Below are 12383 nucleotides of genomic sequence, written 5' to 3'. Positions count from 1 at the left end.
GTCTCAAGAAGGAGTAACATCGGGACTTGCAGCGACGGACCTCAGGACACTCTTACACCACGTCTGCGCGCGCGACCATGAGCGTGGATAATCTCCCGTTTTTTGCCCCCGAACAGGCCCAAAGTGGGATATTTTCCACGCTCATTTTTGTGGGGTGCAGCGTGCCAGCCGTTAGGCGCTGATGATGTGGGGTAGCGGCAGGTCGTGGGCATCGGTGGGGATGTGGTCGACGCGCTGTTCGTCAAAGGCGATGCCGACGATTTGACATACGGGCGAGAGCATGGGCAGGTAGCGGTCATAGCAGCCGCCGCCGTAGCCTAGGCGCGTGCCGGTGCGGTCGAATGCTACGAGCGGCACGACGATCATGTCGAGAGCTTCGGCAGGCACGATAGGGAAGCGGCTGCTGTCGATGTCCGTGGCCGCAAAGGCCCGCGTGGGGTGGGCGATAAACGGAGCCGCGTCCGCGTCGCCGGCAGCAACTGCCCGCATACACATGCGCTGGCCACAAGCTGCGGCGTCTGTTGCCGAGAGCATGCACGGATAGGCCACGCGCCAGCCACGTTTGGCGGCAGCTGCGGCAAACGCGGCTGAGTCGACTTCGGAACCCATCGCGGCATAGACGGCAACGGTGTGCGGCGCCGCGGCATCCAAGCGGCCCAGCAGCTCAACCAGCCGCGCACAGATATCAGCAGACTTCGCCGCCCGCAAGTCCAAATCAAGAGCATCGCGCCGAGCAATCACCGCCCGCCGCAACTCAGTCTTGTCCATCCCGGCTTCCTCTCCCAAACCTACCAAAAAGGGACAGGTTTATTTTGGCAGGTTTTATCTGGGCAAATGTCGAAACCACCACAAAGGTGCCTGTCCCCTTTGTGGTGGTTTTGCTTGCTGTGGCTAGCCCAGCAGGTCGACTACGTTGAAGTTGGCGTTGCTCTTGGCGATGACGTCTCGGCCGCCAAAGACGCAGGTGGGCGACTCGGCTGCGATGCGCGTCACGTCGGCGCCGAGCGAGCGCAGCTCACCGGGCGTGGCGGCGAGCATCTGGGCGCGACGCTCCTCGCGCGCATGCGGATCGAGCCCGGCCAGGTAGGTCGTGTTGCGGCGCTTGGTGAGCGCGTACGGCTTCACCGGCGCGTCCATGCCGCTCACGCAGCTCACGATAAAGCCCTCAAAGGCGGCTTCGTCGGGCTCAAAGCTGCCGAGCCATTCGCCTGCGCGCGCCACGCGCTCAATCGAGGGGTCGATTGCCGGGTCGCGGTAGGTGTAGAACGCCGCCTGACGCTCGCCGGCTGCGCGGAATCCGCAACCGTACGCACCACCCTTCACGCGGATCTCGTTCCACAGGTAGTCGTAGGAGAGCGCGTTGGCAGCCACGGCCCAAGTGCCTGTCACGTCAATGCCCAGGCGACGCGGGTCGCACGCGCTTGCCGCAAAGCAGATGTCGCTGGGGATCACGAAAGCCTCGTGGCGGTCGCACGGCGCCGGCACCACGAGCGCGTCGCGGCCGGCACCATCGCCCGCACCCAGCCCCAGGTTGCCCGCGGCATCCCAGTACGCGTCAAAGTCCTCGTCGCTGCCGGTAAAGCTCGCCATGCAGCCATCGGCCACAAAGATGCGGCCTGCCAGTTCGGTAAGCTTGGCGCGCAGGTCGTCCAGGCGCTCGTCAAAGTGGTCGAGCAGATTGCGAAGGAACAGGTAGAAGTTCACGCCCGAAAGCTGCTCGCGCACCACGGCCGAAGGCGAGCTGTAGCTCATCGCGCGACCGAGCGCCGCCGAGTGGCCGTTGTTGATAAAGCCCTGCTCAAGCCCAATGCGAATCTGCGTGAGCACGTCGCGCACGCGGTCGGCGTCGGCATCTGCCAAAAGCGTGCTCGACCATACCTCGCGCGGCAGACTCGCCAGTGCATCAATCTTCTCGGACAGGGCGCCGGCGCTCACCAGCAGGTAGGGGCGCACGCCGTCCACGTCGGGCTGGGTCATGACTTCGGTCGTAAAGCTCAAAAAGCCCAGCTTGCCAGCGAGCAAGTTGTCGAGCTCCTCGGCCGAGTGCTCGCGCGTGGGCAGCTGCTTAAGCAGGCGGCAGAGCAGCGTCACATAGGGCAGGTCCTCAAACGCGACGCAGCTCAGGTCGAAATACTGCATGGCGTAGGCCAGGCGGTTGGTAGGGATGTCGTGGCGCAGACAGACGATGGGCGCGGTCGTGTCCACGACCAGCGGTGGTTCGGGGCGCGCCTCGCCAATGTCGGACACGCGCAGGCGCGGCAGCGTGGCCTTGTCCTCGGGCGTGTCCTCGGCTTCCTGCGCGGCACGCAGCGCGGCCGTGCGCTCGACCACGTCGGCCAGCTCGGAATCGGTCATGGCGTCGCGCTTGGCTGCCAGCTCGATGGCCTCGGCACCCTCCGAACCCTCGGCGGCGTCCACCGGCACCAGCTCGACGAGCGCCATGTGATCGTTCTGCAGCACCAGCTCGCGCAGCAGGTCCTCAAAATAGCTGCCGTCCAGCTCGCCTCGCAGCTCCTCGTACACCGGGCCGTACTTGAGTGCCAGCGTCGCGGCGTCGTCATCGTAGAGCCAGGTGCTCAGCGCGTCGCACGCAATGGCCACGCCGTCGGCGATGCCGTAGTCGCGCTGGCGCAGATCGTATTCGTTGCTGCTGATGATGGCTTCCAGGCGCTCGCGCGGAACGCCGTGCTCGCACAGGTCGCGGCAGGCGTTCTGGAACATGCGACGCAGCTCGCGCGCCACGCCGGGCTGCGCGTTTTGCAGCATGATGAGCTCGTAGGGCTGCAGGCTCTCGGCCGCGGTGTAGCTCACCACGTTGCCGCCCAGGCCGGCGGCCAGAATGGCCTTCTTAACCGGTGCTTCGTTGGAGCCCAGCAGTGCCTCAAACAGGATATCCGCCGCGATCGTGCGCTTGCGGTCGAGCGCGCTGCCCAACACAAGGCCCAGGCCCACCAGGGCGTTCTCGGGTGTAGTGGCCATCTCGACGTGCTTGTACTCGCAGGTCACGGGCGCCTGCACGCCCAGCGGATTGGGCGCCAGCGCGGACGGGTCCTCGCCGGCGGCAACGGCTGCGTCCATGCGGCGGCTTGCGGCACTCGGCTGCGACAGATAGCGCTCGTCCAAAAAGGCCAGTGCGCGGTCCACGTCCAGGTCGCCGTAGAGCGTGATGTAGGAGTTGGAAGGATTGTAGTGGCGCGCATGCGTGTCCAGGAACTGCTCGTAGGTGAGCGCGGGAATCGCGCGCGGGTCGCCGCCGCTTTCGTGCGCATAGGCGGTGTCGGGATAGAGCGCGGCGTTGACGGCGTCGTCCAGCACGCTCATGGGGTCGGACAGCGCGCCCTTCATCTCGTTGAACACCACGCCGTTATAGCGCAGCGTGCCCTCGCGCAGGCTCGCGGAGCTGCTGTCGCCTTCGCCCTCGGCGCTCTCCGGCAGGTCCAGCTCGTAGTGCCAGCCCTCCTGCTCAAAAATGGTGGGCTTGGTATAGATGGCCGGGTTGAACACCGCGTCCAGGTACACGTCCATCAGGTTGTACAGGTCCTGCTCGTTGGTGGTGGCAACGGGGTAGATGGTCTTGTCGGGGTAGGTCATGGCGTTGAGAAACGTCTGCATGGAGCTCTTGATCAGGTCGACAAACGGCTCCTTGACGGGAAACTTGGCCGACCCGCACAGTACCGAGTGCTCAAGAATATGGAACACGCCGGTGGAATCGGCCGGCGGCGTCTTAAAGCCAATGGCAAAGGCCTTGTTCTCGTCATCGCATGCCAGGTACAGCAGGCGAGCGCCCGAGGCGGTGTGGCGCAGCACATAGGCGTCCGAGTCGAGCTCGGGCACGGTCTCGCAGCGCTCGACGGCAAAGCCGTGGCAGGTAGTGCCGGGCACTAGCAGCGCGGCGGCAGCGGCGCGCGGGTCGGTTGAGGTGGTGGGCATATGCAGTCTCCTTTGACGCCCCAGCGGGGGCGAATCGAGTCGAATCCCCGAGAGTATACCCATATGGGGCCTTCGACCAATCTGCCGCACGAGCGTGGATTTTCGGACACACGAGCGTGGATTTCCGGACGCATGCCGAATGAGCGTGGATTTTCGGACGAAATCGGCCGCCAAAAGCCCAAAAACCGTCCAAATATCCACTCTCGATATCCGACCGTTCATAATCCACGCTCATCCGCCGCCCGCACAACTCTCATATCTCATTCGTCTCTAATACGAGAGATAACAGATAGATGAGAGATAAATATGAGAGATAACAATGCTGCAAAGAGACGGGCAACCATGGTATTGTCTCAATATAGATTGTTTTACCAGCAACAACATGTTTAAATGAAACAGATGACAGACATCTTATCTTTCATCTCTCACTCATCTCTAATATGAGAGATAACAGAAAGATGAGAGATAATTACGAGAGATAACTGAGAGACGAGGGAAATCTATCCGCGGCATTCTTCGCAGAACCGAGCGAAAGGACGTGCAGATGAACGAAAACGAACTGACCGGTCTGCTCGAGTCTTTAAGGCGCATGGGCTCGGACGATCTTAACGTCGAGGTCAAGGAGAGCGCCACGACACTTTCCCGCGACGTATGGGAAACGGTCAGCGCTTTCGCAAACACCGCCGGCGGCATCATCGTACTCGGAGTGAGCGAGCACGCGGGTTTTGTCCCAGTTACAAACTTTGAGACCGAGAAAGTGCTCAACCAATTCGTGGCGGGCATGGGCGATGCCGGCGGTCGTGGAAAGCTGGCCAATCCGCCCAAATACACCATTGAGCGCGTGGAGCTCCAGGGCACCGTGGTTCTGGTCATCACGATTGAGGAGCTCGACCCGTCGAGCAAGCCTTGCTATGTCATAGAGCGGGGCGCTCAAGGTGGCAGCTACAAACGCATCGATGACAAAGATGTCCCGCTTTCGTCGACCGAGGTTTTGGCACTGTCGTCATATGAACGGACGAGTCCTAGCGATCGCGATGCGGTGCCCGGTACGAGTGTGGGCGATCTCGACGAGTCGATGGTCGACCGCACGATAGAGCGTGCCTATTCGCTGACGCCTCGAGCGATGCGCGGTGCGGCGGACAAGAAGACAAAGATGGAGCGTCTGAATTTCCTCGACTTCCAGGGCAATGTTACCAAGGCCGGCCTCCTTGCCGCGGGCGTTTACCCTCAGCAGTTCTATCCCAAGCTCTTCATTGATGTGGCTGTCCACGTGGGAACTCAAAAGGGAGCTGCGGGGCCACTAAGGTTTATGGACCGCACAGTCTGCGAGGGCACCCTAGGCGAGATGATTTCGGATGCCGTCGCAGCTGTCGCCAAAAACCTGCGCCGCATCTCGACCGTCCAAGGCGTCTCGCGTATCGACTCGCTGGAGATCCCCGAGGAGGTCCTGCGCGAGGCAGTCGCCAACGCGGTTATCCACAGGGAATACGGGGATCGGTTCTGTGGGCAATCGATCGCCGTCGACGTCTTTGACGATCGTGTCGAGGTGACGAATCCTGGCGGCCTTTACGGGGGAAAGACTCGAGAGAACTTGTTTGACGGCAGCTCCCGATGCCGTAACGCGACGCTCGTGAAACTCATGTCGATTGTCCCGCTTCCGGATGGCGCAGGTTCGCCGGCTGAGGGCAATGGCTCGGGCATCCCGATGATGATCGATGCCATGCGCGCGCATGGTCTGGCCGAGCCCCTGTTCTGCCCGGGGTTCGATCGGTTCAAGGTCGTACTTTACCGTTCAAAGATCGAGCCGGTCGATCATGGCGGAGGCTTAATTGTGACGGCACTCAAACACTACGGCGAGCTGGGGACGCGTGAGCTGGCAAAACGCACGGGGCTTACAATTTCCCAGGTTAGGTCGCGCGTCAACGCGCTCATTGCTCAAGGCGAGCTTGAGCCCACGGCGCCGTCGACAAGCCGCAACCGCAAATATCGACTGTCAGAGCGCGTGGAATAAATGCGTTAGTGGACGAGGCGACCCAATAATCGACCCTCGATTGGCGCCCACTAAGGTAAAGCGGTTGTTGCCCAGTCGACGGTGATGCTAAAGACTCGGCTTACGCCGGCATGGCCCCGAACCCGTCCATCAGGAACAGCCTGAGAACCAGCTTGATGACATTTCCCGGTTTGACTTCAGCCGTGCCAAAGACGTGGCGCTCGGCGAGCTCGCTGCAGTATGCGTAGATATCGCGGATAAGGTCCGCGCCCGAAAGCGTAAACATGTAGCCTGCGTCCGAAAGCGCATTGGGTGCGGCGGGCAACTTGGTCATGCGACAAAAGGTCAACAGGTCGGGCGCCATAGCGTCTTGGTAGCCAAGATGGCCGCCGTCTTCTTGTGCGGCGAGTTCCAGCTGGCGTACTCGATCCAGCGCCGCTGCCAGCACAAAGCTCGGTGTGGGCGCATTGACGTCTTCCGTGTTCGCCACGAGTTTGCCCGCCGCCTGTGTGACAAGCCAGGCGACCTCGCGCTGGCAACGCACGGCCTTGCGCGTAACCGGCTTGATGGACGAAGAAGAAACGCTCCCCTTAGGCGGATTCGAAGCAGCCATAAGACCCTCCCATGAACAATCCGGCCCAACAAGCCCGGATGAAACACGTGCTACATCAGTATACAGGGGAGTGGGGTAGCGGGGTACAAGCGCGCCAGCGGCAAACCGAGAGCATCAACAATGTGCCTCCGCTCTATTTGGACGATGGTACGTGGGTCATTAAGTACTCGGTTCAAGCGCCGGGTACCGTTGGTTTTCGAGACCAGAATTACAACCGTAAAATGCTCAACTGCATGGAATGTGGCGTCCCAGTCGGAGTCATATTTGCAACCGAGGTGGGCTATAAGGTGCTCGGCCTTGCGTTTGTTGAGCGGTTCGAGCCCGAAAACGGATGGTTTGTTCTGCACGGTCCTGTTCATAAAGGCGGACCGGACCCTCGTTTTGCGCCCGACATGAGTTATCTGAAGCACATACCCGTCGATATTGAGTTTGCCGGACAGGGTGCGACCGACGATGAAATTTGGCTTTGGCGGTCTTTTACGATCGTGCTGTTTGATCGGATCGCGTGGCGATGCAATCTCGCACACGCCTGCCGGTGCATGCTCTTCCTGATTTGTATAGCGAGAGGGGAGCGAACGTGAGCTGGCGAGGCGATATTGCGATGGGGAAGTACGGAAAACTGCCGTGCGCCCTTATAGACAACAAAATGTTTCCGAGCGTAGAAGTTGATTGCGGGTCGTTTGTCGTCGCCTGTCCTTGCTGCGGCTCGCAAATACCGTGCCTCGACATTCGGTTCATCGATGCGTGCGACAGACTTAGCGACGAAGTGAGAAAACGGACAGGCGTTCATATGCCGGTGTATCAGGAGAAATGCCCTGTTTGTGGCCTCGATATCGTGTACGACGCCGGCGACGAGGGATAGGTGATGCGGAGGAGCTGGCTGTGAAGGCATCTCTGTCCCTATAAATAAATCCCCTCACCGAGCTGCTTGTGGAACTTGGCGTGATGGTCGCGTGCCCAGGTAAAGAGCGCCTGGTCAAAGTCGGTGCGCGTGGCCGGGACGCCAAAGACGCCGGCAACTTCGACGCGCACAAACTCCAGTGCCGGCAGTTTGTTGATGGCAGTGAGGGCAAACGGGGACGAGGGCTCCTCGAACAGATAGCGGCTGCCTTGCAGCGCGTCGCAACTGGTGCACGTGTTGCCGAGCGACGGGGCTTTGGAGGCTCGCGCGCCTACGGGCTTGTAGCCGCAGCGCTTAGAAAGATAGTCGCGGATCTCGCCCGGCACGCAGCCAAGAGCGGGAACAATGGCGAGCGCGTTGGCATTGGCCGTGTCGATGGTAATGTGCCCGGCTTCGTTGGGCGCGTGCGCGATGGCGATGCCCTTGTCGTCATCGATTCGATAGGGAATGCCGAAGGCCGCGACCGAGGTCTCTTTGTGACACTTCCAGCACTCGCGCTTGCCCAGTACTAGATATATATACGGCGCTGAGGGGTCGGATCGGTCAACACCGGGCAGCCACTCGGCAAAGGGCTCGGGGTTGACGCCGCTGGGTACATACCAGATCTTCTTGGTCCGGTCCCATTTGGCGCCCAGCGCCTTGGCTTCTTCTTTGTGCGAAAAGGGGACATCGAGCTCGGTGCGCATGGCGGCTCCTTGGTGCTGCAGGTGCGAGTGGCTCAAGGATACCGCAGGGCGCAGACATCGCGGCGTTTTGTTGAGAAGTTGCGGCGCGGACTGCTTGGTTACGCCGTTAGATAAATTGGCAAGTAGATGGTCGGCTTTTGACCAGTTGGGCGGTTGGAGCAGCTTGCGGCGCAGTTTTGTGCCTGGCTATTGTTGATGTTGGGGTATTGAATATATTTGGCTGCCATTCGTCAGGTGAATTGTTGTTACGTTGCGATGACGGTTGGAACTGCCAGCGGATTTAGCGACAAAAAACAAAACAGCCCAGAGGACATAGCCTCTGAGCTGCGAACATTTGGTGGGCGTTAGAAGATTTGAACTTCTGACCTCTTCCGTGTCAGGGAAGCGCTCTCCCCCTGAGCTAAACGCCCGATCAAGGGTGCGCAAGCGCGCAAGGGATAATATAACGGAGCCTGAACTCGGTGGCAAGAACATTTTTAAAAATCGCTTACATTGTGGAATTCGGGGGCTTTGTCATATCCATTTCAAAAGAGCCTGCTGCCGCGATTTGACTGTCGCATAATGCAAGGCCATTGCGGTATCGAGCTATGGAAAGACGTCTGCGGAATTGTCCTACCGATAAGCGGACAAGCCTCCAGCTGGTGCCTTCGCCGTGGTAAGGTAAGCCGAATTGTTTCCAGGCTGCTTCGAGGGAATGGAATGAGCAAAGAGCGTGTCGAGCAGGTCGAAGGCGCAGGGGCTTCGGTGCCGATGACCGATATATCGAACATTGATGTGCCCGAGGGCACCGATGAGCTCAGCCGTAGCACCCGCCGCGCTTGGCGCGAGCGCCTGAACAGCGCTTCGACGCGCAAGATGATCACGGGCGTCTTGGCTACGCTGGTGGGCGGTTCGTTTTGGGGCTTCTCGGGCACCAGCGCGAGCTTTCTGTTCGATACCTACCACGTCGACACCTTGTGGCTTATGAGCGTGCGTCAGATTCTCGCCGGTCTACTCTTTATGGCCGTGGTTGTTACGCGCGACCGCGAGCGCCTGATTAAGCTCTGGACCACACCCGCCGATCGCAAGCAGCTGCTGCTCTTTACCGCCTTTGGTCTGCTGTTCAACCAGTTTTGTTATCTTTCGGCCGTGCGCCTGACCAATGCCGGAACCGCGACGGTGCTCCAATGCCTGCAACTGGTCATCATTATGGGCTACACCTGCGTGATCGACCATCGCATGCCTCGCGTGCGTGAGGCCGTTGGCATTGGGTTGGCCCTGGGCGGCACCTTTTTAATCGCTACCGGCGGCGACCCTACCAGTCTGAGCATATCGCCGCTTGGCCTGGTCGCAGGCCTTATGTGTGCGGTCAGCGCCACGTGTATGGCGGTGATTCCCGCCAAGATCCTGCCCGAATACGGCAGCCCCATCGTCACGGGCTCGGCAATGCTCACGGCGGGCGTGGTCTCGTGCGTCTTCGTGCAGCCTTGGGCGCATATGCCGGCACTCGACGCTGCCGGCGTCGAGGCGCTCGCGGTATTCGTGGTTATCGGCTCGTTTTTTGCTTACATGCTCTATATGCAGGGCGTTAAGGACATCGGCTCGGTGCGTGCGAGCCTCATCGGAACTGTGGAGCCGGTTTCGGCGACCATCACCAGCGCCGTTATGCTGGGCACGGTGTTTTTGCCGACCGACCTTATCGGCTTTGCCATGATCATCGTGATGATGTTCCTCACGGTGTAGCTGGCGCCGCCGCCAAGACAGAAAAGGTGTTGTGCCGCATTTTCGCCAATTGACGTCCGTGTCTGGAGTTTAGCTGTCGATGCTCAAAATGCCATAAACTAGTAACGTTATGGATTTTTTCATTGCGACTCAATTGCGAGGATTTCTTTATGGCTGGTAATCACTTTAAGGGCAGCGATAACGGCCGTCCTGCAGTTCCGCCGCGTCCGAACGGGGCTGGTAAGGCCGGCACGCCGGGCGGCGCTGGACAGGGCGGTTCCAGTAAGCGCGTGTCCCCGGGCGAGACGGCGATGTTTACCGCTCTGTACGAGCAGTCTCAAAAGGCGAAAAAGACCGGCCGTGCAAGAGGGAATGTCTTTGCGGGCGGTGCAACCTCCGCGTCGCAGCCGAGCGGGGCTCCTTCGGTACCTGCGAACAACGCAGGTGCTGCCAACGCCGCAAATGCCGCCGGCAACGTTAATGCCGGCAAGGCCGCCAACAATACTCCCTCTGCCGGTGGCGCGGGGCTTACGGGTAACCTTGGCACGATTTACACCGGTGCCTCCGAGACTGGCACGTTCGCCCGCCTGGATGATAGCGGTGCCGAGTTTGCGGGCTCGGGTTCCAAGGAAGATTATTACGATTTTGGCTTGAACTACGGTAGCGACGCTTCGTCGAGTTCGACCTCTGACGGTCTGGTCCGTCATCGCCATCGCAAGGGCGAACGCAAAAAGCGTCACACCGGCGCCATTATTGCCGCTGTAGTCGCGGTGCTTCTCGTTGCGCTTGGCGCAAGCGGCTTTATGCTGCTTAACTCGGCAAAGACCGTAAAGAGTGAAGCGAAGGAGGCCGTCGAGATTGTCGGTGGCCTTAAGGACAAGGTCACGTCGGGCGATTTTTCGACGCTGCCTGACGACGCGAAGAAGATTGATGAGCTTTGCGACAGCATGAAGGCGGAGACCTCGAGCCCGCTGTGGACGGCGGCTTCGTTTATCCCGGTGTATGGCAGCGACATCAATGCGGCCCGCACCATGATCGACGCCCTGTCCGATGTCTCGAGCAATGCGCTGGTTCCCATGGCCGATAACCTTTCGCAGGCCACGCCCGGCAAGCTGTTTCAGGACGGCATGATTAACGTGTCCGCGCTGCAGGCGGTCGCCGATTCGCTTTCCAGCAGCTCGAAGGTGTTCAAGAGCGCCAACGAGAAGATCCAGGGCATTGGCGATACTCATATTTCCCAGGTGACCGAGCTGGTCGATAAGGCCAAGGACGGCTTTGCCACCCTCAACGGCGCGGTTGACGCGGCGGAGAAGGTCGCCCCCGTCCTTCCGCAGATGCTCGGCGCCAACGGCCAGACGCGCAACTACCTTGTGTACGCCATGAACAACGTCGAGATTCGTGCCTGCGGCGGCTTTGGCGGTTCGCAGGGCCTGATTTCGGTCACCGACGGCCAGATGTCGATTGGCGAGTTTGTTCCCCGCATTGGACTCAGCGAGGATGAGGCAGTCGAGAGCGTCGACGAAGAGGATGAGGCGCTGTTCGGCAACCACAGTAACCTGTACAACTCGGGCAATACCTATTCGCCTGATTGGCCCCGCAACTCGCAGCGTGTCGCAGCCCTGTGGAAATCTCAATATGGCCAGGACGTTGACGGCGTCGTGGGTATCGACCCGGTGTTCCTGCAGTATCTGCTGGGCCTGGTCGGTAACGTGTCGCTGCCCGACGGAACGGTTGTCGACGGCACCAACGCCGCAAAGGTCCTCATGCACGATGTGTACTGGAACTATCCGGTCGAGGAGTCGGACGGCATCTTTGCATCCGTCGCCAGCGCTGCCTTCGACAAGATCCTTGGCGGTATCGGCGATGTCGATGTTACGAAGCTTGTCAGCGCCGTTGAGCGCGGTGCCGAAGAGGGCCGCCTGATCGCGTGGATGAAAAACGATGACGAGCAGAACGCTATCAAGGAGATGAACATCGACGCCTCGCTGCCCGATCCGGATGACCCGAGTGAAGGTCCCGTTGCTGGTGTCTACTTTAACAACCTGAGCTTCTCCAAGCTCGACTGGTACCTGAATGCCGATACGCAGATTGGCCAGGGCATCAAGAACGGTGACGGCACATGCTCGTATCGCATCACCGTTACCCTGACGAACATCATGACGCAGGAGGAGGCCGGCAAGCTGCCCGACTACGTCGCGGCGAGCGCGCCCGATGCCGCGCGCGACGACGAGCGTCTGAATGTCTCGTTGTTTGCCCCGACGGGCGGCAACATTACTGATCTGACCGTCGAGGGCACCCAGTTTGGTCTTGGCGCCGCTACGTGGCATGGAATCCCCTTCTATTCGGGCACCGTTGACCTGCATGCTGGCGAGACGACGACGATCACATATACGCTGACCACGTCAGCCGAGGCGGGGGACAAGCCGCTTACGCTGCGTCAGACTCCTACATGCCAGGCGGCTCGCGACAGCGCGTCGGCGTAGGGTTTTTCTGGTAGCGCAGATAATCGAGTACCATTTTGGGGCGGACAGGCAATCTGTTCGCCCCTATTTTGTAAGGAGA

At 60.3% G+C, this 12383-nt stretch carries 8 protein-coding genes and 1 tRNA gene; 4 read left to right on the top strand and 5 right to left on the bottom strand.

Annotated elements, in window-relative coordinates:
* Positions 1-171: 171 nt before the first annotated feature.
* Positions 172-768: a 5-formyltetrahydrofolate cyclo-ligase gene (locus GT571_RS08895; RefSeq protein WP_161156757.1), complete on the bottom strand. Its 597-nt coding sequence runs from the start codon at positions 766-768 to the stop codon at positions 172-174.
* Positions 769-891: 123 nt separating this feature from the next.
* On the bottom strand, positions 892-3930 hold the full coding sequence (locus GT571_RS08890) for an insulinase family protein (protein WP_161156755.1): 3039 nt from the start codon (positions 3928-3930) through the stop codon (positions 892-894).
* Positions 3931-4474: 544 nt separating this feature from the next.
* On the opposite strand from GT571_RS08890, the gene GT571_RS08885 reads away from it, so the two are divergent.
* Positions 4475-5941 carry an ATP-binding protein gene (locus tag GT571_RS08885; RefSeq protein ID WP_117816992.1) on the top strand — a complete coding sequence of 489 codons (1467 nt, stop codon included), beginning with the start codon at positions 4475-4477 and terminating at the stop codon, positions 5939-5941.
* 100 nt (positions 5942-6041) lie between these two features.
* Here GT571_RS08885 and GT571_RS08880 read toward each other — a convergent pair whose 3' ends face one another.
* Positions 6042-6533 (bottom strand): hypothetical protein, encoded by a 492-nt coding sequence (locus GT571_RS08880; protein WP_117816991.1) that lies wholly within the window; start codon positions 6531-6533, stop codon positions 6042-6044.
* A gap of 11 nt (positions 6534-6544) precedes the next feature.
* Here GT571_RS08880 and GT571_RS08875 point away from each other — a divergent pair, with 11 nt between their 5' ends.
* Entirely contained in the window at positions 6545-7114 is a 570-nt protein-coding gene (locus GT571_RS08875; protein ID WP_161156753.1) for a hypothetical protein, read from the top strand.
* A gap of 319 nt (positions 7115-7433) precedes the next feature.
* Here the strand turns inward: GT571_RS08875 and GT571_RS08870 are convergent, their stop codons facing one another.
* Positions 7434-8120, bottom strand: a complete 687-nt coding sequence (locus GT571_RS08870) for a DUF5710 domain-containing protein (RefSeq protein WP_117839823.1) — start codon at positions 8118-8120, stop codon at positions 7434-7436.
* A 335-nt stretch (positions 8121-8455) separates the two neighbouring features.
* Positions 8456-8530: transfer RNA gene (locus tag GT571_RS08865), tRNA-Val, on the bottom strand.
* Positions 8531-8819: 289 nt separating this feature from the next.
* Here GT571_RS08865 and GT571_RS08860 point away from each other — a divergent pair.
* Complete coding sequence (locus tag GT571_RS08860; protein ID WP_172674587.1) at positions 8820-9842, top strand: DMT family transporter; 1023 nt, start codon at positions 8820-8822, stop codon at positions 9840-9842.
* A 149-nt stretch (positions 9843-9991) separates the two neighbouring features.
* On the top strand, positions 9992-12304 hold the full coding sequence (locus GT571_RS08855; protein ID WP_161156751.1) for a DUF4012 domain-containing protein: 2313 nt from the start codon (positions 9992-9994) through the stop codon (positions 12302-12304).
* Positions 12305-12383: the final 79 nt, after the last annotated feature.

The sequence above is a fragment of the Collinsella aerofaciens genome, from assembly GCF_009876115.1.
GTDB classification, from domain to species: Bacteria; Actinomycetota; Coriobacteriia; order Coriobacteriales; family Coriobacteriaceae; genus Collinsella; species Collinsella aerofaciens_N.
Note: the sequence above shows the minus strand (reverse complement) of the source record. Positions and strands in the feature narration are given on the sequence as shown.